The organism is Streptococcus sp. 3.1, from assembly GCF_016648915.1.
Classification (GTDB): domain Bacteria; phylum Bacillota; class Bacilli; order Lactobacillales; family Streptococcaceae; genus Streptococcus; species Streptococcus salivarius_E.
Window position 1 is genome coordinate 12,303 of sequence record NZ_JACLQV010000014.1, and the last position, 19,321, is coordinate 31,623.

The following is a 19,321-nucleotide window of genomic DNA, read 5'->3' on the forward strand; positions in this document are numbered from 1 at the left end:
AACTATAGAATGATTTTATAGTTTATTTAGAGCTAAAAAAGTAAGGAAGAGAAGGTATCTCTGAACATGATTGATTATATTTCTTCATTCTTTGTATCACACAAGAAAGCTCTAGCAATACTCTTTATGATTATTTGTTTGGCTGTTATTTACCCTGATATGTTTAAATTTTTGTATGTTGAAGGCAGGGATTTTGGACGTAGCCTCGTTAACTCAGTCTTATCTTAGTAAAGTGTGGCACCTCTTAGGAGGTGTTTTTCTAATGCGTTGATCAAGTTGTCAGTGCTTATTGAAGGCTAGTATGTTCAGTGTTACAATAAGGACAATGAAAAAGAAAAGGTTTAGAAATCGCTAATGTTTAACAACAATTCCAGAATTATTTTCCTAAATAGGTTTTTGTCACTGATTATCGAGTATGGCTATGCGATAGCACTGAGCATTATCTTTTCTAAAATCTCGGTGGACTATGTCTTAGGGCTGTGGATTGCCAAATTCTTAGGAGGGATTCTTGCCAATGTGGGACATCAATTTGTAGGAAAAATCACAAATAAAAAATATGTTTTGATTGGTATTGAGTTGCTTAAGGCAGTTTGTTTGGCTTTGATCTATCTTGCCATGGGCAGTATTTTTGTATTTGCTTTGGTGGTTCTGACTGAAGTGCTGACAACCTACTTTAACAGTTTGTTGTCCTCAGCGGTGCCTGTGATTGTTAAAAAAGCCAACTTGCAAAAGTTTAACAGTACCTATACCATGATTGGGTCAGCTTCCTATTTCTTAGCACCTATGATAGTTGGTCTTTGGGGAAGCCTTGATTTAGGGAGCCTGTTTTTGGTCTATAGTGTGCTAACTCTACTTGCAACCCTCTTATTGTTTAAACTGGGACCAATCATTTTTGACCGTGAGAATGAATCAGAAGAGGAGGTTTCTTCCAGTCAAGGTATTTCTATTTTTGGAAGGCAGAGTGTCGTCCTTAAGATGGTTATGATGACTATACTCTTACAGTCAGTGGGTGTCTTATATGATGCTTATGAAGTTATCTTCCTGACCAAAGATGTCGGTATTTCTAGTCAGGCCTATTCTTTCTCTCTGTCCTTCTTGGCCATTGCCTTTCTAGCAACGAGTTCAATTCTATCTTTCAAAAGTCTCACTAAATACTCCCCTATGACCGTTTACTTGTTAGGCTCTCTTGTATATTTGGGTTATGTTGTCGTCTTTCCATTCGTACCTAATCTACCGACTGTTTTGCTTAGCTATATCTTTTTAGCAGTTGGCCAAACGATATCTGGAATCTCGCAAAATGTTTACCTGCAGGAGAAGTTGAATCCTCTACAGCTCAACAATCTTTATTTGAAAATCGAAGTCTTGAATCAGGTTTTGACAGGGATTGTTGTATTTGTTAGTGGTATGCTTATCAAGAGAGGTCTGCAGGTCACTACGATTTATTTAGGATACAGTCTTCCAGTCATTATACTCGTTTTGGGAATAATGCTTATGACTAAACTGTATCAGAAAAATCCAAAGGCATAATTTTTTGCCTAAGATAATGAAAGTCTTCCAAGGTCCTTGAAGTGATCTTGGAATTTTTAAACAAAATAAATCTACAAATGTAAACAAAACCCTTGACACGTTTTCATGATAGCGTTAAAATAAATCTACAAACGTAAACGAACAACAACATTCAGAAAGGAGCTATCATGCTGACAATTTCATCTGCGGAATGGGAAGTCATGCGAGTGCTCTGGGCTAAGGGGCAGGCGACTTCTTCAGAGATTATAGCGATTCTAGCTAAGAAGCTAGACTGGTCGGCTTCGACAGTTAAGACCTTGCTTGGACGTTTGGCGGACAAGGGTTACCTAACTAGTCAGCGTCAAGGACGAGGCTTTATCTATCAAGCTAGCTTGGGGGAAGATGAAGCGAATTTTCAAGCTTTAGAGGCTGTTTTTGATAAGATTTGCCTGACCAAACACAGCGACTTGTTGGGTCAACTCATCGAGAAGACGCCGATGACTCAAGCTGATGTGGATAAGCTGCAGGCCTTGCTTCTAGCAAAAGAACCTGTGGATCAGGTGGTGTGTGACTGTGTGCCTGGCCAATGTGCTTGTGGGCATCATATGGAGGTGATATAGGAAATGGCAAAAGAAACCTTTGTGGTTAATGGGATGACCTGTGCATCCTGTGTAGCCAACGTTGAAAATGCTGTTAATAAGTTGGATGGTGTGGACAAGGCTGTGGTTAACCTAACCACCGAAAAAATGTCTGTGGATTATGCTGGGGATAAGGTCAGTCCAGAAGCTATTGAAAAGGCTGTGGCTGACGCTGGTTATGAAGCCGAAGTCTACAATCCAGATACAGCCAAAAGTCAGGAAGAACGTGAAGAAGACAAGATTCACAAGGTGCGTGAGCGTCTCATTTGGTCATCAGTCTTCACCATTCCTCTCTTTTATCTAGCTATGGGGCCAATGGTCGGTCTACCTGTGCCAAACTTCTTGTCTCCTCATCATGCAGCTTTGACTTATGCCTTGGTGCTACTAGTTTTGACAGTGCCCGTCATGTGGTTGGGCCGTTCTTTCTATAGTAATGGTTTTCGTACCTTGCTCAAAGGTCACCCAAACATGGATGCCTTGGTAGCCTTGGCAACGTCGGCAGCCTTTCTTTATAGTCTCTATGGTACTTACCACATTTCATTGGGGCATGCACATCACGCCCACCAACTTTATTTTGAGTCAGTGGCTGTTATCTTGACCCTGATTACTCTAGGTAAGTACTTTGAAACCCTCTCTAAGGGTCGAACTTCAGAAGCTATCAAGAAACTCATGCACTTGTCAGCCAAGGAAGCAACTGTCCTTCGTGATGGTAAGGAAGTCAAGCTTCCTGTGGATAAGGTTGTTCTTGGTGACCATATTGTGGTCAAACCTGGGGAAAAGATAGCCGTGGATGGGCGAGTGATTTCTGGTAGCTCTGCCATTGATGAGAGTATGCTTACAGGTGAGTCACTGCCTATTGAAAAATCAGCTGGTAAACCAGTATTTGCAGGTTCTATTAATGGTCAAGGTAGTCTGATTTATGAGGCGGAAAAGATTGGTAAGGACACCTTGCTTTCCCAAATCATCAAATTGGTTGAGGATGCCCAACAAACTAAGGCACCGATTGCTAAGATTGCTGATCAGGTGTCAGCGGTCTTTGTTCCCGTTGTTATGGCTATTGCTCTTGTATCTGGCCTCTTCTGGTACTTTGTCATGGGACAAACCTTTACATTCGCTATGACAGTAGCAGTTAGCGTCTTGGTTATTGCTTGTCCATGTGCTTTGGGACTTGCGACACCGACAGCCATCATGGTTGGTACAGGGCTTGGTGCAGAACACGGTATTCTCTACAAGCGTGGGGATGTGCTCGAGTTAGCTCACAAGGCTGATGTCCTCGTTTTTGACAAGACAGGAACCATTACTCAGGGTAAACCTCAGCTCGTTTCTAGCTATACTTATGGAGATAGCGGAGTAGCCTTGCAGCTTTTGGCATCCTTGGAAGCCAAGTCTGAACACCCTTTGGGTCAAGCCATCCTTGTGGCAGCAGAAAATGCTAACTTGGACTTGTTAGAGATGGACAATTTCTCAAGTTTGACTGGACGAGGACTAACTGCAAGCTATGCAGGAAAAACTTATCTAGCTGGGAATCAAACCCTTATGGCTGATGAAAAAGTCGACTTGACTTCAGCACAAGCTGATTTCCAAAGCTTGACAGCCGATGGTCAGACACCGATTTTCTTGGCTGAAGATGGCAAGTTAATCGGACTCTTCGGTGTAGCCGATCAGGTTAAAGCAGACAGTGCAGATATGGTGGCAGCTCTTCATCAAATGGGCAAGGAAGTCATCATGTTGACTGGGGATAATGACCAAACAGCTCAAGCTATTGCCCAAAAGGTTGGTATCAAACGTGTCATCAGTCAAGTGCTTCCGCAAGAAAAATCTAGAGTGATTAGTGACCTGCAAGCAGAAGGAAAATCAGTCATTATGGTTGGTGATGGTATCAATGATGCCCCAGCCCTTGCGACTGCTGATATCGGTATTGCCATGGGTTCAGGGACAGATATTGCCATGGAAAGTGCCGATATGGTCCTTATGAAACCAAATCTCATGGATGTCGTTAAGGCTCTGAAAATCAGTCAAGCAACTATCACAACGATTAAAGAGAACCTCTTCTGGGCCTTTATCTACAATATCCTGTCTGTCCCAGTGGCCATGGGTGTCCTCCACCTCTTTGGTGGTCCGCTTCTTGACCCAATGATAGCAGGACTGGCCATGAGCTTTAGCTCTGTCTCCGTCGTTCTCAATGCTCTGCGACTCAAACGCCGCAAAGTCTAAGTGTCAGTTACTTATAACTCCCGCCACTTAAGCTAAGCTGTGTATCAAAAAAAAACAATTAAAGAAAAGGAAGAAAGAAAAATGACAAAAACATATAAGATTACAGGAATGAAATGCCAAGGTTGTGTCAACACCGTTACCGAAAAACTCTCTGCTGTCAAAGGCGTAGACAAGGTTCAAGTTGACCTCGAAAACAAACAAGTCACTATTGAAGGTAAACCATGGAAGTGGTCTCTCAAACGTGCCCTCAAAGGCACTAAGTTCGAACTTGGTGATGAAATTTAAGACAGGAAAAAAACAGCTATCAGGCTGTTTTTTTCTACCCATAATCTTTTTGAAAATCCCTTCCTTTTGTGATATGATTAAAGTAATTATGTTCTCAAAATTGAGACTAGAAAATCAAGAAAAGAAAACGGTATACCTATGTCTAAACAAACCCTTATCCTTCTCTACGGTGGACGTTCAGCAGAACGTGAAGTGTCTGTGCTCTCAGCTGAGAGTGTTATGCGTGCGGTGGATTACAGCGCATTTGAGGTTAAAACCTACTTTATCACTCAGTCTGGTGATTTTATCAAAACACAAGAATTTACAGAAACACCAGGTGATGACGAGAAGCTCATGACTAATGACACAGTTGTGGCTAGTCAGGCTATCAAACCAAGCGATATTTATGAAGAAGGCGCTGTGGTATTCCCAGTTCTTCATGGTCCTATGGGTGAGGATGGTTCTATCCAAGGTTTCCTCGAAACCCTCAGATTGCCATACGTGGGTACTAATGTTCTTTCTTCAAGTGTGGCTATGGACAAGATTATGACCAAGCATATTCTTGAAGTTGCTGGTGTGCCTCAGGTTGCCTACACAGTCTTCATCGAGGGTGAAGATTTGGAAGCAGCAGTAGCTGAAACGCTTGAAAAATTGACCTTCCCAGTGTTTGTCAAACCTGCTAACATGGGGTCATCTGTTGGGATTTCTAAAGCTGAAAATGAAGCAGAGCTTCGTGCAGCGATTGATTTGGCTCTCAAATATGATAGTCGTATCTTGATTGAGCAAGGTGTGGTTGCCCGTGAAATCGAGGTTGGTATCCTTGGCAATACAAATGTCAAAACGACTGATCCAGGTGAAGTGGTCAAAGACGTGGCTTTCTATGACTATCAAGCCAAGTACATTGACAATAAGATTACCATGGACATCCCAGCTCACGTGCCTGCAGAAGTCATGACACAAATGCGTGCCTATGCGGCTAAGGCCTTCCGTGCTCTCGGTGGTTGTGGTCTTGCCCGCTGTGATTTCTTCCTGACAGAGGATGGAGCCATCTACCTTAACGAGCTCAACACCATGCCAGGTTTCACCCAATGGTCAATGTACCCACTTCTTTGGGAAAATATGGGACTTTCTTACTCAGACCTTATCAAGGAATTGGTAGACTTGGGACAAGAAATGTTTGACAAACGTGAAAGCCATTTGATTTAAGAAATAGTATCTAGAACACAGACATCTTAGTCTTGGAGAAATCTCTGAGACTGAGGTGTTTTTTTCTTTACAGAAATCTAGATTTTATTTATATCTTTTCTTTATCACCTCGATAAAAAATACATATTATCCAAATAATCTAACAGGTGGTAGAATAAATCTAACGTTTCAAATGAAATAAAGCAATTCGTTCGTGTTTGATGAAGATTTGCGTATCGCGATGATTATCAGAGGCGAGTGAAGGTCAAAGGGCTAGAAGTAGATGGCAGTCAGCAAGTGTTGACGAAATTTTACACGCCCTTTGTATCTTGTAGAATTGAACATAGGCTAAATTCCTAGAACAAAAGATAGACTTCCTAGTGTGCCAGCACACGTCGTCAGTTTCCTATTTGTTTTACGGAATTTTACACGCCTTTTGTATCTTGTAGAATTGAACACAGGCTAAATTCCTAGAGCAAAAGATAAACTTCCTAGTGTGCCAGCACACGTCGTCAGTTTCCTATTTGCTTACGGAATTCTATACGCCCTTTGTATCTTAAATGAGGAGGTAAGTTTTGGACTGGTCCATTGTTCAACAGTATTTGCCCTTTTATCAGAAGGCATTCTTTTTAACTTTACATATTGCCGTTCTGGGGATTCTTGGTTCCTTCCTTTTGGGCTTGGTGGTGAGTGTTATTCGTCATTACCGAGTGCCGATTTTGAGTCAGCTTTCGACGGCTTATATTGAGTTATCTCGTAATACGCCGCTCTTGATTCAGCTTTTCTTTCTCTACTTTGGCTTGCCTCGTATAGGTTTGGTTCTATCGTCAGAGGCTTGTGCTGTGGTAGGTTTGATTTTCTTGGGTGGTTCCTATATGGCGGAGTCCTTCCGAAGTGGCCTAGAGGCTGTTAGTCAGACCCAGCATGAAGTGGGGTTGTCTATTGGTTTGACGCCATTCCAAGTCTTTCGCTATGTGGTCCTTCCTCAGGCAGTGGCTGTGGCGCTTCCGTCATTTAGTGCTAACGTCATCTTCCTTATCAAGGAAACGTCAGTATTCTCAGCGGTAGCCTTGGCGGATTTGATGTATGTGGCCAAGGATTTGATTGGTCTTTACTACGAAACCGATGTAGCTCTAGGTATGTTGGTGGTGGCTTATCTCTTGATGTTGCTACCGATTTCTCTAGTCTTTAGTTGGATTGAAAGGAGGTTACGCTATGCAGGATTCGGGCTTTCAGGTTCTTCTTCAGGGGAATAATTTCCTACGTATCTTACAAGGTTTAGGCGTAACTATTGGAATTTCCATTGTCTCAGTTCTTCTCTCCCTTTTACTAGGAACACTTTTTGGGATTGTCATGACTTCGAAGTCTAAGATTGTTCGTTTCTTGTCACGTATTTATCTGGAATTTATTCGTATCATGCCCCAGTTGGTCTTGCTCTTTATTGTTTATTTTGGTCTGGCTAGGAACTTTAACATCAACATCTCAGGCGAGCTATCGGCTATTATCGTCTTTACCCTTTGGGGAACGGCTGAGATGGGTGATTTGGTGCGTGGGTCAATCACATCGCTACCTAGACACCAGTTTGAGAGTGGAAGAGCTCTTGGTTTGACCAATGGGCAACTTTATACCTATGTGATTATTCCACAAGTCTTGCGTCGCTTGTTGCCTCAGGCTATTAACCTGGTGACACGGATGATTAAGACTACGTCCTTGGTGGTTTTGATTGGCGTGGTTGAGGTGACCAAGGTTGGTCAGCAGATTATCGACAGTAACCGTCTGACTATTCCAACAGCTTCTTTCTGGATTTATGGCACGATTTTGATTCTTTATTTTGCCATTTGTTACCCAGTATCTAAGCTGTCTACTTATCTTGAAAATCGTTGGAGGAATTAAGATGACAGAAAGCATTTTACAAATCAAGGATTTGAAAAAGTCCTTTGGGGACAATGAGATTCTCAAAGGCATCTCCTTGGATATTAAACAAGGTGAAGTCGTTGTTATCCTGGGTTCCTCAGGTTGTGGGAAATCGACCTTGCTACGTTGTATCAATGGCTTGGAGATGATTCAAGGAGGGGATATTCTCCTGGATGGCAAGTCTATCACTAGTAGCAAGAAGGATTTTCACTTGATTCGTCAGAAAATCGGAATGGTCTTTCAAAGTTATGACCTCTTCCCGCATTTGGACATCCTGCAAAATCTGATTTTGGGACCGGTCAAAGCTCAAGGGCGTAACAAGGAAGAGGTTATTGCGGAGGCTGAGAAACTTTTGGACCGTGTGGGACTTTTGGACAAGAAGCATAGCTTTGCGCGACAACTGTCGGGTGGTCAAAAGCAACGTGTAGCCATTGTCCGTTCACTGCTCATGCATCCTGAAGTTATTCTCTTCGACGAAGTGACGGCGTCGCTTGACCCTGAGATGGTTCGTGAAGTTTTGGAATTGATCAATGACCTCGCTCAAGAAGGGCGTACCATGTTGATTGTAACCCATGAGCTTCAGTTTGCGCGTGCCATCGCTGACCGTATTATCTTTATGGATAAGGGTGTCATCGCTGAGGAAGGTACTGCTGAAGAATTCTTCAATCATCCAAAGACACAGCGAGCTCAAGAGTTTCTCAATGTCTTTGACTTCAGCCAGTTTGGTGCCTATTTGTAACCCATTGTTTTTAATAAAAAATATAATATTTTAGGAGATATTTATGAAATTAACAAAGAAAATTTTTGCCCTATTAGCCCTCGTCTTTGCCTTGGTGGCAGTGACTGCTTGCTCAAGTAACAGTAGCTCTGGTAAATCAACAGCCAAAGCACGTACTATTGAAGAAATTAAGAAGAGTGGTGAACTCCGTATCGCCGTTTTTGCGGACAAGAAACCTTTCGGTTATGTAGATAACAAGGGTGCTTACCAAGGTTACGATATTGAACTTGGTAACCGTTTGGCTAAAGACTTGGGTGTTAAACCTAAATACGTCTCAGTAGATGCGGCCAACCGTGCAGAATTCTTGATTTCAAACAAGGTAGATATTACGCTTGCCAACTTCACAGTAACTGATGAACGTAAGAAACAAGTGGACTTCGCTCTTCCTTATATGAAAGTCTCAATCGGTGTGGTATCACCTAAAGATAAGGTCATTAAGGACGTTAAAGAGCTTGAAGGTAAGACTTTGATTGTTACTAAGGGGACAACTGCTGAAACTTACTTTGAAAAGAACTACCCAAATATCAAATTGCAAAAGTATGACCAATATAGCGACGCTTACCAAGCCCTCCTTGATGGTCGTGGCGATGCCTTCTCAACAGATAATACAGAAGTTCTTGCTTGGGCTCTAGAAAATAAAGGTTACGAAGTTGGAATCACATCACTTGGTAACCCAGATACCATTGCCCCAGCCGTTCAAAAAGGTAACAAAGAACTCCTTGACTTTATCAATAAAGACATTAAGAAACTTGGCGAAGAGAATTTCTTCCACAAAGATTATGAAAAAACACTTCACCCAACCTACGGTGATGCAGCTAAAGCTGATGACCTCGTGGTTGAAGGTGGCGAAGTGAAATAAGACTAATTCCTCTCTAAGGGGAAGTCTTGCTTAACAAGAATAAAACACCACTCCGTGCCTATCTAGTCCAGCTAGAAGCAGGAGTGTTTTTTTGTTTTAGGGTGATTTTTTTCTCACCTTTTTGCTTTTTATGTTTCTCCACCCAATGACAATAATTGACAAGAAAGCGGTTTCCACCATTCCCCAAAAAAGAAAAGAGTCAATATAATCAAAAAAAGTTTTGCGTTCACCATAGACCGAGGTAGAGCCATCTTTCCAAGTAATGATTTTGTCCCTATCATCAATCCTTTTGTAGGACTCATCATTATAAGTCAAATAATGATCCTTCCGTACATACATATTCAAATAGTTATAGCCGTGCTTTGTGGGAAGGTCTGAAAACAGACTTTCCTTGGCGTAAACTTCAATGTAAATGGTTCCATCTTTAAGACCTTTAGTTTTCTGAGTTCGAGCATTTTTGATAAGGAGTTTTCCATCTTGTACAATCTCCCAATCGTACTTACGACTTCTTCCTCCTTCGTTATAGGAAATAGCAAGCTTGTGGTTTTCAGACTGCCATAGCCCGTAGATACTATTTTCACTGATACCATCATAAAAGAATCTAATATAGATGTTGACTATAGGTACCATGATTAGAAAACAAATACTCAAAATCTTGACTAAACGGTCTTTGAATTTACCCCAACGTGCTCGCCATCCAGTTTTGTACTTTTGTGTTCTTCGATATTCATTTTGTGAATGGTCACTTATATTAATTTTCTGTCGGTCAGCGTATTTTCTCTTTAGTTGATGCCTCATTTAGCCTATTTTTCCTTTTTAGATTTCTTTTTATTCTCCAATCGACAAAAATGACATACAAAATCATAGAACCAATAATTCCAAATACGATATAAGGTTTCAGACAATCAAACAAGGTTATTCGTTGACCATAAAGGGATTTTGAACCATCATTCCAGGTAATGCTCTTGTTTTCATCATCAATCCGTTTGTAGGATTCGCCATCATAGGTCAAATAATTGTCTTTACGGACATACATATTTAAATAGTTGTAGCCGTTCTTTGTGGGAAGGTCTGAAAACAGGCGTTCCTCAGCGTAAACTTCAATGTAGAGGGTCCCATCCTCTAAGCGTTTAATATCATCAACGCGTGCATTTTTAATGAGGATATTTCCATCTTGAACAATATCCCAATCACGCTTACTTCCCTTTGAACCATCTTTATATGATATGGCAAGCTGATGATTTTCAGATTGCCACAGACCGTAGATACCATCTTTAGAAACCCCATCATCAAAGAAAATACCATAAATAATGAGTATAGGTAAGAGGATTAGGAAACCTATCCCAACAATGTTGGCTAAACGGTCTGTAAATTTATCCCAACGTGCTCGCCATCCAGTTTTGCGTTTTTGTTCTTTTCGATATGCTTTTTGTGAATGATACTTTCGATTGAATTTCTTTCGGTCAGCGTATTTTCTGTTTGTTTGGTGTCTCATTGAGTTTTTCTCTCCTCTTTTGCCGAGCCTCTAAAATAACAAGAAAGAAGCCCAGTCCCAGAATTCCACGATAGATAGTTTGAACAATTGTAGATAGGTTGGTTTTCCGTTCACCATAAGGGCTGGTAGAACCATCTTTCCAAGTGATAGTCTTGTTTCCAGAATTGATACGCTTGTAGGACTCGCCATCATAGGTAAGATAATTGTTTTTGCGAAGATAGAAATCTATGTAGCTGAAGCCGTCCTTGGTAGGTAGGTCTGTCAGGTAGCCTTCCACAGTGTAGAGCTCCATGTGAAGAGTCCCGTCATTAAGCCGCTTGACCGGGCGAGTTCTAGCAGCATAGATAATATACTTACCATCCTGTACGACTTGCCAGTCGATATTTCCTCGTTTCTGAATATGCTTATAGGAAATCGCTAACTTATGATGATTAGACTGCCAGAGACCATATATGTTATCTTCATTGACTGTATAATGATCATAATAATAAAAGCCACCCCAAAGCAGTGCAAGCAGCACTAAGATAATCAATTCAGATGTTGGCTCTAGTGGGATGATCTTTCTCCAATCAAACCGCCATCCTTTAGGTTCTTCAATACTTTGGCAGTCGCTATTTATATTTTCCTCTCCTTTAGAGAGAGTGATTAATTTTTTCTTTGTCATGCCTAATCCTCTCATCAACCATTGTAACAAATTCATCTCCCAAGCAAAAGCTAGCCTGATTTGTGATATAATTGGGAGTGATTGCGGGCAAGAAAATCTTATTTCTTGCCAGACTTGTAAAAATAAAACAGAGGATTTTAAGATGAAACTGACACTCCATGAAATTGCCAAGGTTGTTGGCGCTAAAAATGATGTCACAGCCTATGAAGATGTTGCCATTAACCAGATTGAGTTTGATAGCCGTAAGATTACAGCGGGAGACCTCTTTTTGCCGCTCAAAGGTGCACGTGATGGACATGATTTTATCCCAACAGCCTTTGACAATGGTGCTCTAGCGACATTCACAGAAAAAGAATTATCGGCTGATCAAGCCCATATCCTACTCGATGATGCTCTTGAAGCCTTCCAAAAACTAGCTGCCTACTATCTTGAAAAGACCGGTGTTGACGTTGTTGCGGTGACTGGTTCTAACGGTAAGACAACGACCAAGGACATGATTTATGATATCTTGGCCACAACCTATCGTACTTACAAGACCCAAGGTAATTACAACAATGAGATTGGTCTTCCTTATACTGCCCTACACATGCCTGATGATACGGAGAAAATCGTCCTTGAGATGGGGCAAGACCACATGGGAGACATTCACCTCTTGTCAACCTTGGCGAAGCCAAAAACAGCTGTTGTTACCTTAATCGGAGAGGCTCATTTGGAATTCTTTGGTAGCCGTGACAAGATTGCTCAAGGTAAAATGCAAATGCAAGACGGTATGCCTGATGGTAGCCTCTTGCTGGTACCTAGTGATCCTATCGTCGATCCATTCTTGCCAAGCAATCTTGAAGTGGTACGCTTTGGGGATGGTGCGGAGCTTACGGTCTCTGAGTTGACAGAGTTCAAAGACCACCTCACCTTCTCAACAAACTTCCTAGACGGACAAGTTACTTTGCCAGTCACTGGAAAATACAATGCCACAAATGCCATGGTTGCTGCCTATGTCGCAAAACACTTGGGTGTAACTGAGGAAAATATCCTCTCAGCTCTTGCTAACTTGCAGCTTACAAAGAACCGTACTGAATGGAAAAAAGCAGCTAACGGTGCCGACATCCTTTCAGATGTCTATAATGCCAATCCAACAGCCATGAAGCTCATTTTGGAGACCTTCTCAGCCATTCCTAAGAATGAAGGAGGCAAGAAAATCGCTGTCTTAGCCGATATGAAAGAACTCGGTGAACATTCCGTGCAACTTCACACGCAGATGATACTAAGTCTGACACCAGATGCTATTGATACGGTGATTTTCTACGGTGAAGACATTGCAGAATTGTCACAACTTGCTAGCCAAATGTTCCCTCTTGGTCATGTTTATTATTTCAAGAAAACAGCTGACGAAGACCAATTTGACGCTATGGTTAAGCAAATCAAAGAAAGCCTAGGTGAGCACGATCAAATCTTGCTCAAGGGCTCTAACTCTATGAACCTAGCTAAGGTCGTGGAAGAATTACAAGCTAAGAATTAAGTTCTCTAACCTGCTCTCTAAAGCAGGTTTTTGCTTTACCCTGAAATTTGATATAATAGCAGGCATAGTAATTTCAGCAGGAGAAGAGAATGAAGAATTTTTTGACAACCACCCAAACTCATCCACCTCAGATACCTTTGCCCTATTATTTGCTTATGCTTTTGGCGATGGTACTTCTGAGTTACTTGAGTTGGCGTTGGTATAAGAATAAGATATGGCGTTGGACCTTTCTCACTTTCCAAGCCATTCAACTCTTTGCCCTTTATACCTGGTACCTCTGGCAGGGCTTTCCACTTTACATTAGTCTGCCCCTTTACCATTGCCGCATGGCCATGTTTGCTGTTCTCCTCCTGAAAAATAGTAGAATAAAGAGCTATTTCGCTATTATGGGAGTCATCGGGACCTACTGTGCATTGATTTATCCAGTATTTGATCCCTATGAGTTTCCACATATCACAGGCTTTTCTTTCCTAATTGGCCACTATGCCCTACTGGTCAATAGCCTCAATGTCATTTTTAACAGTTATAAAATCCATCCCATCAGCCAGCGGCTGATTGTCGTGGCTACTCTGCTACTGAATCTAGGTTTGGTAATAGTTAATCAGACCATCGGTGGAAACTATGGCATGCTTAAACACACGCCATTTATTATGGGAACTCCCTTACTTGTCAAATACCTTGCTGTTTCAGGAGCTCTGATTATTCTCATGATAATCCTGAAAAAAGGTCTGGAGCATTTTGAAGAGAAATATTAAATAAATTGACAAAGCACGCTATCAGAAAGTTGATAGCGTGCTTTGTCAATTTATTTGTTTTATTCTAACACAAAACGCTTTCAGAATTGCTTTCACACTGTAATTTGGATATAATAAAGGAGCTGTGCCTGCGAGAATTATCGCAAGCCTCGACAACAAATGTAGACCAAAAAAGAGAAAAATTTTCTGAAAGAAGTGCTACAACTATCTTACTTTTCGATCTGGTAAAAACCGACGACTGTCAGTTCCTATTGAGCATGGAAGTTTTGCAATTCCTAAGGCAGCTACTGACGTTCCATACCACTAAGGAAAAGTATCAAAAAGATTATTTTTAAAGAAGAAAGAAAACTATGAGTATCCAAGACGAAATCAAAAAACGCCGTACTTTTGCCATCATCTCTCACCCCGATGCTGGTAAAACAACAATCACTGAACAATTGCTTTACTTTGGGGGTGAAATCCGTGAAGCTGGTACCGTAAAAGGTAAGAAAACCGGAAATTTTGCCAAATCAGACTGGATGGATATTGAGAAACAACGTGGTATCTCAGTAACCTCATCTGTGATGCAGTTTGACTATGCGGGTAAACGTGTCAATATCCTTGATACCCCAGGGCACGAGGACTTCTCAGAAGATACCTACCGTACCCTTATGGCGGTTGATGCTGCCGTCATGGTTGTTGACTCAGCCAAAGGTATCGAGGCCCAAACCAAAAAACTTTTCGAAGTTGTCAAACACCGTGGGATTCCTGTCTTCACCTTCATGAACAAATTGGACCGTGATGGACGTGAGCCACTTGACCTCTTGGAAGAGTTGGAAGAAGTGCTTGGTATTGCCAGCTACCCAATGAACTGGCCTATCGGTATGGGTAAAGCCTTCGAAGGACTTTATGACCTCTATAACGAACGCTTGGAGCTTTACAAAGGTGACGAGCGCTTTGCCAAGATTGAAGATGGTGATACTCTTTTTGCCAACAACCCATTCTATGAGCAAGCTAAAGAAGATATTGAACTCTTGACAGAAGCGGGTAATGAATTCTCTGAGGAAGCTATTTTAGCTGGTGAATTGACACCGGTCTTCTTCGGTTCTGCCCTTACTAACTTTGGGGTTCAAACCTTCCTCGATACCTTCCTCAAATTTGCACCAGAACCACATGGTCACAAGACAGTGGATGGTGATGAGATTGATCCTCTCAACAAGGATTTCTCTGGTTTTGTTTTCAAAATCCAAGCCAACATGGACCCACGTCACCGTGACCGTATTGCCTTTGTTCGTATCGTTTCAGGTGAATTCGAGCGTGGTATGAGTGTTAACCTAACCCGTACAGGTAAAGGAGCTAAGCTCTCCAATGTCACTCAGTTCATGGCCGAATCCCGTGAAAATGTCGAAAATGCCGTTGCTGGAGATATAATCGGGGTTTACGATACAGGAACTTACCAGGTTGGTGATACCCTTACTGTAGGCAAAAATAAATTTGAATTTGAGCCACTACCAACCTTTACGCCAGAGTTGTTCATGAAAGTCTCTGCTAAAAACGTCATGAAGCAGAAGTCCTTCCATAAAGGAATTGAACAATTGGTGCAAGAAGGAGCCATCCAGCTCTACACCAATTACCAAACAGGCGAATACATGCTTGGTGCCGTTGGTCAACTTCAGTTTGAAGTCTTCAAACACCGTATGGAAAATGAATACAATGCCGAAGTCGTTATGACACCAATGGGTAAAAAGACTGTGCGTTGGATTCAACCTGAGGACCTCGATGAACGCATGTCATCAAGCCGAAATATCTTGGCCAAAGACCGCTTTGACCAACCAGTCTTCCTCTTTGAAAATGACTTTGCCCTTCGTTGGTTTGCGGATAAATATCCAGATGTAACATTGGAAGAGAAGATGTAATACGGCACAAAAGATGACGATTTTAAATCGTTCATCTTTTGACGCTAGCCCCTATCTTGTGTCTAGCTAGCCGTCTCACTAACTACGTCAGACGAATAATATCGATTCGTCTGACTTCGTGTCGTAAAATCTTAATAATGATATCTACACTACATACTATGAGACCGTGGCTAAGTCCCTTACTAACTCAAAACGGAAAATAATCGTTTCCGTTTTCTCATGTCGTAATGCTATGTATAGTTTATGTAAATCGTTCATCTTTTTACGCTAGCCCCTATCTTGTGGCTAGCTAGCCGTCTCACTAACTACGTCAGGCGAATAATATCGATTCGTCTGACTTCGTGTCGTAATATCTTAATAATGATATCTACGTCACATCTCTAAAACAACACAAAATATAGGACTATCTAATCAGATAGTCCTATATTTTTTATAAACCCAATAGTTATCAAGTATACCTATGATTAATTACTTTAGATAATTACGATTATGATAAATCAAGCCAGCTTCTAAAAGTATGCAAATTGTTGATAGCCAGAAACTTGTTGTAATTCCAAAACTTTCAGTAATAGAACTCATCAGAAAGACGAAAACTGAAAAAGCAAGGGTTGAAATGACTTCAAATACAGAATAAACATGTACTAACTGATTTTCATCCACAGTTTCTTGAAGAAAGACACTTTCAGGGACTTCTTTTAACTGAGAAAAGAAGCCGATTAAACTTGAGAAAATTAAAAATGTTTGTGTGTTTGAAAAAAAGAGGATACTGGCTGTGATGGTCGCCATTGCTAAGAGTGGAAAGAGAATACTTTTCCACTTATGAGCTAAAAACTTTTCGGATAGTTTGTAGACAATTATTCCACCTAAAATGATACCAAGGGAATAGGCTGTATTTGAGTAGCCCCAGTAACTTTCAGTTTGTTTTAACACCTCGGTTACAAAAACAAGGATTACAGATGACACCCAGATTGTATTGGAGAAGTCCTCTAATAAATTTGCTTGGACAAATAACTTTAATTTAGGATTTTTTGCAACTAACTTCCATCCTTTTACTAGAGTATCCAGATTAGTCTCCGCCTCTAACTGCTCTATTTTAGCCTGTGGGAGAAAGAGCATCACAGAAGTAGAAAGAAGATAAAGAAATAGGACTATCAACATTGTAGAAAAAAGGCCAACCGAAGCGTAAAGGAGTCCTCCTAGTCCCCAACCAATCAATTGCACTCCCTCACTACTCATTGATAAGGCAGCATTTGCCTTTACCAAATTTGTGGCATATCTAGGAATCATGGCAAAAGATACGGGCGACGCAAAGCCATCTAAGATAGAAATAGCGACAACAAAGATATACATTCCTAAGGCTGGAACAAATTGAGCCTTAATGAGAATTACAAGGAGTATTGCTAATAGAAAAGTCTTTCCGCATTGAGTGAAAGAAAGCACTCTATTTAGGGCAAGTTTTTTAGTTACTAATGGCACCAGAAGGCTTGCCACGAAAGCTGACAATCCGATTAGAATCGGAACCATTGAGGTCGCAATAACGGATTTTGTGATGACGTAGATATTTGCAATGAGAGATACCCTGAGGAAAATGTCAGCTAAATTAGCTAATAACTGAGAGATAAGTAATTTCAGAAAGGATTTAGACATATTGTTTCTCCATATTGGTTACCAAATCTGGAAATGAAATTGGATTCACATATTTTTTAAACAAAATAATTTTACAAGAATAATAATCTTAATTAATAATTTCCCATATATGCTTTCTAACTATTTTCCTATATCAATTTTTTCAAATGTGCTTCATAAGTCTTTGCAATATGCTCGCTCCCTGCCAATTTCATGGCATCAATACATTTCTTCATTTCGATTATAGACTGATTGCTTCCTTCTTTTTTATATTGATAATAATTTTGTGCATATTGAAAAACCAATCGTTCATAGATTTCAGTCTCGATAAAAAAGCATTGGTTTAATTGTTTTTCAAAATACAGTGCATCAATGAGTTCTTCTCTTTCTATGCATGTAATATAAACATTTAATAACATGGTTGATATCATGCGTCGATTATTAGGAATCTCTTTGTAAAAATCAGACCTTCTAGACATCTCCTTTGCCAAAACCATAAGAGTCTCATGGTTCAACACATCTAAGGTATTTGCAAAAATCAATAATTCATAATAACCCCAGTACTCGACACTAAATAGATAATCGGTTAAATCGGTTAGGTCTTGCTGTGTATAATAGCTTTCTCCCGATAAATCCTGCAAGCGAATTTTTAATAAAATAGTATTAATGTGATGAAACTTCTCTTGTTTAGGTTCTGATTCTAATTGAGAATTAAGTAACTTCTTTAATCCATCGATATCATGAGTTGATACAAAAAGTCGAATTTTTGACAATAGCTCATTCAGATCATCACGATGAAAATCATGGACAGCATACATGAATTCGTCAATAGGCATATTAATCTCGTCTAATATTAACATAAACTTTGTAATGGTTAAGTCTGTCTGTCCTTTTTCAAAACGAGACAGTTGAGATGTCGAGATACCAGCTTTTGCGACATCTTTTAATCGTATCCCTCTTGATTTACGAAATTTTTTAAAAATTGCTCCAAATTTTTTCATGGAAGCCTCCAGTTTGCATATATGGGAATATCTATTTTTTTGTATCTTAACATAAAATACAGGAAAACAAAAGTGAGGTTATTACTGTGAATAGGCAATGATTGCTGTTTTTTATAAACACACAAAAAACCATAGGACTGTCAATTAAGACTGTCTTATGGTTTCTTTTATTTTTCCGTATTGAGTAATCTGCCTAGGAATCGTTGCAGAGCGAAGAAAACAATAAGGCTTGCCAATGTTTCTCCTAGGAAAGATGAGCTATTGACAATGAGTGAATAGAGATAAGGGCTTTGTCCCTTAGGGGCATAGCTTCCCCAAAAGATGACACCAGCTATAAAGTGAATGAGGTAACGAGCAAAGCTACCAAGCAGAATACCTCCGGTGATAAGCATCAGAGACTTGACTTTATGGCCTTGTTTAATAGCTTTATCAAGGGCTGGTTTGACCACACCACTGATACCAATCAGACTAAAGGCGACAAAATACTCCAGAAAACCTTGTGTTAAGGTTAGCCAACCGCCGGCGGCTTGCCCTGTAACAACTTGAAGTAGCCCCCAGATAAGACCGCCCATAGCACCAGCTTTTAAGCCCCAGCGAAAACTGAGGAGAAAGATGGGCACCATCTTAAAGGAAAGGGAAATCCAAGGGCCTAGTGACATGGGCTGAGTAACTAGGTCCAGGATATAAGCAATGGTTGCAAAGAGTGCAACCTCAATCATTGGTCGAATACTTGTTTTCGACATAAAAAAACCTCCTATACCAATCGTCTTGATTGGCTATTTTTGCCACATCAAAACGTTGTCATAGAAGTTCTTCTATTTCAATCTATTTTGAGACACATCCCTACGCAGGTTCTAACCTGATCAGGTGGTAAGAGTTTAGGCAAGTCTTGAAGAAAAAATTCAAGCTAGCCATTCTCAGCAATTGCTCCTCTTGTGACTTCTTAATTGTACTACCAGAAACCCATTTCTGCAAGTGTCTGAAATCCTAAAATTGTGGTATAGTTAAAGC

At 40.6% G+C, this 19,321-nt stretch carries 19 protein-coding genes and 1 riboswitch; of the genes, 13 read left to right on the forward strand and 6 right to left on the reverse strand.

From position 1 onward, the window contains the following. Window positions 1-66 precede the first annotated feature (66 nt). The 10 genes from H7U02_RS08340 to H7U02_RS08385 all read left to right on the forward strand — a co-directional run bounded on the left by H7U02_RS08340 (window position 67) and on the right by H7U02_RS08385 (window position 9,358). Complete coding sequence (locus tag H7U02_RS08340) at window positions 67-228, forward strand: hypothetical protein (RefSeq protein ID WP_181971236.1); 162 nt, start codon at window positions 67-69, stop codon at window positions 226-228. 168 nt (window positions 229-396) lie between these two features. Next, window positions 397-1,527 carry an MFS transporter gene (locus tag H7U02_RS08345; RefSeq protein WP_230310999.1) on the forward strand — a complete coding sequence of 377 codons (1,131 nt, stop codon included), beginning with the start codon at window positions 397-399 and terminating at the stop codon, window positions 1,525-1,527. A 167-nt stretch (window positions 1,528-1,694) separates the two neighbouring features. Continuing rightward, window positions 1,695-2,126, forward strand: a complete 432-nt coding sequence (locus H7U02_RS08350; RefSeq protein WP_004183215.1) for a CopY/TcrY family copper transport repressor — start codon at window positions 1,695-1,697, stop codon at window positions 2,124-2,126. Between the two features lie 3 nt (window positions 2,127-2,129). Beyond that, on the forward strand, window positions 2,130-4,358 hold the full coding sequence (locus H7U02_RS08355) for a heavy metal translocating P-type ATPase (protein ID WP_183139895.1): 2,229 nt from the start codon (window positions 2,130-2,132) through the stop codon (window positions 4,356-4,358). Between the two features lie 81 nt (window positions 4,359-4,439). Continuing rightward, the gene (copZ, locus tag H7U02_RS08360) at window positions 4,440-4,643 is read left to right on the forward strand and encodes a copper chaperone CopZ (protein WP_002884431.1); all 204 of its coding nucleotides are present in this window, start codon (window positions 4,440-4,442) and stop codon (window positions 4,641-4,643) included. Window positions 4,644-4,781: 138 nt separating this feature from the next. Then, window positions 4,782-5,828 carry a D-alanine--D-alanine ligase gene (locus H7U02_RS08365; protein WP_014634913.1) on the forward strand — a complete coding sequence of 349 codons (1,047 nt, stop codon included), beginning with the start codon at window positions 4,782-4,784 and terminating at the stop codon, window positions 5,826-5,828. 554 nt (window positions 5,829-6,382) lie between these two features. Further along, on the forward strand, window positions 6,383-7,063 hold the full coding sequence (locus H7U02_RS08370; protein WP_002884251.1) for an amino acid ABC transporter permease: 681 nt from the start codon (window positions 6,383-6,385) through the stop codon (window positions 7,061-7,063). Then, complete coding sequence (locus tag H7U02_RS08375; protein ID WP_002891585.1) at window positions 7,023-7,700, forward strand: amino acid ABC transporter permease; 678 nt, start codon at window positions 7,023-7,025, stop codon at window positions 7,698-7,700. Before H7U02_RS08370 ends, H7U02_RS08375 begins: the two co-directional genes overlap by 41 nt. 1 nt (window position 7,701) lies before the next feature. Then, window positions 7,702-8,460, forward strand: coding sequence for an amino acid ABC transporter ATP-binding protein (locus H7U02_RS08380; RefSeq protein ID WP_201043139.1), 759 nt, complete (start codon window positions 7,702-7,704; stop codon window positions 8,458-8,460). Between the two features lie 43 nt (window positions 8,461-8,503). Next, a complete protein-coding gene (locus H7U02_RS08385) occupies window positions 8,504-9,358 on the forward strand; it encodes a cysteine ABC transporter substrate-binding protein (RefSeq protein ID WP_002891583.1) in 855 nt (284 codons plus the stop codon). A gap of 96 nt (window positions 9,359-9,454) precedes the next feature. Here H7U02_RS08385 and H7U02_RS08390 read toward each other — a convergent pair whose 3' ends face one another. Genes H7U02_RS08390 through H7U02_RS08400 form a run of 3 tightly spaced genes read right to left on the reverse strand, consistent with a single transcriptional unit; the run spans window position 9,455 to window position 11,517 of the window. Beyond that, the gene (locus tag H7U02_RS08390) at window positions 9,455-10,156 is read right to left on the reverse strand and encodes a hypothetical protein (RefSeq protein WP_048673843.1); all 702 of its coding nucleotides are present in this window, start codon (window positions 10,154-10,156) and stop codon (window positions 9,455-9,457) included. Next, window positions 10,125-10,853: a hypothetical protein gene (locus H7U02_RS08395; RefSeq protein ID WP_073689547.1), complete on the reverse strand. Its 729-nt coding sequence runs from the start codon at window positions 10,851-10,853 to the stop codon at window positions 10,125-10,127. Before H7U02_RS08395 ends, H7U02_RS08390 begins: the two co-directional genes overlap by 32 nt. Continuing rightward, complete coding sequence (locus H7U02_RS08400; protein WP_081374032.1) at window positions 10,822-11,517, reverse strand: hypothetical protein; 696 nt, start codon at window positions 11,515-11,517, stop codon at window positions 10,822-10,824. The genes H7U02_RS08395 and H7U02_RS08400 overlap by 32 nt, the downstream gene beginning before the upstream one ends. A 142-nt stretch (window positions 11,518-11,659) precedes the next feature. On the opposite strand from H7U02_RS08400, the gene H7U02_RS08405 reads away from it, so the two are divergent. The 3 genes from H7U02_RS08405 (at window position 11,660) to H7U02_RS08415 (ending at window position 15,683) form a co-directional block, all read left to right on the forward strand. Then, entirely contained in the window at window positions 11,660-13,033 is a 1,374-nt protein-coding gene (locus H7U02_RS08405; RefSeq protein ID WP_201043140.1) for a UDP-N-acetylmuramoyl-tripeptide--D-alanyl-D-alanine ligase, read from the forward strand. 89 nt (window positions 13,034-13,122) lie between these two features. Further along, window positions 13,123-13,788 carry a TIGR02206 family membrane protein gene (locus tag H7U02_RS08410; RefSeq protein WP_183135821.1) on the forward strand — a complete coding sequence of 222 codons (666 nt, stop codon included), beginning with the start codon at window positions 13,123-13,125 and terminating at the stop codon, window positions 13,786-13,788. 350 nt (window positions 13,789-14,138) lie between these two features. Next, on the forward strand, window positions 14,139-15,683 hold the full coding sequence (locus H7U02_RS08415) for a peptide chain release factor 3 (protein WP_002884210.1): 1,545 nt from the start codon (window positions 14,139-14,141) through the stop codon (window positions 15,681-15,683). A gap of 468 nt (window positions 15,684-16,151) precedes the next feature. On the opposite strand, the gene H7U02_RS08420 is transcribed toward H7U02_RS08415, so the two are convergent. The 3 genes from H7U02_RS08420 to thiT all read right to left on the reverse strand — a co-directional run bounded on the left by H7U02_RS08420 (window position 16,152) and on the right by thiT (window position 19,053). Further along, complete coding sequence (locus H7U02_RS08420) at window positions 16,152-17,330, reverse strand: ryptide export MFS transporter (RefSeq protein WP_110981137.1); 1,179 nt, start codon at window positions 17,328-17,330, stop codon at window positions 16,152-16,154. A gap of 128 nt (window positions 17,331-17,458) precedes the next feature. Further along, window positions 17,459-18,310, reverse strand: a complete 852-nt coding sequence (locus H7U02_RS08425) for a helix-turn-helix domain-containing protein (RefSeq protein ID WP_110981136.1) — start codon at window positions 18,308-18,310, stop codon at window positions 17,459-17,461. A 167-nt stretch (window positions 18,311-18,477) separates the two neighbouring features. Continuing rightward, window positions 18,478-19,053, reverse strand: a complete 576-nt coding sequence (gene thiT / locus H7U02_RS08430) for an energy-coupled thiamine transporter ThiT (protein ID WP_037598373.1) — start codon at window positions 19,051-19,053, stop codon at window positions 18,478-18,480. Between the two features lie 80 nt (window positions 19,054-19,133). Beyond that, window positions 19,134-19,254: riboswitch (TPP riboswitch) on the reverse strand. Window positions 19,255-19,321: the final 67 nt, after the last annotated feature.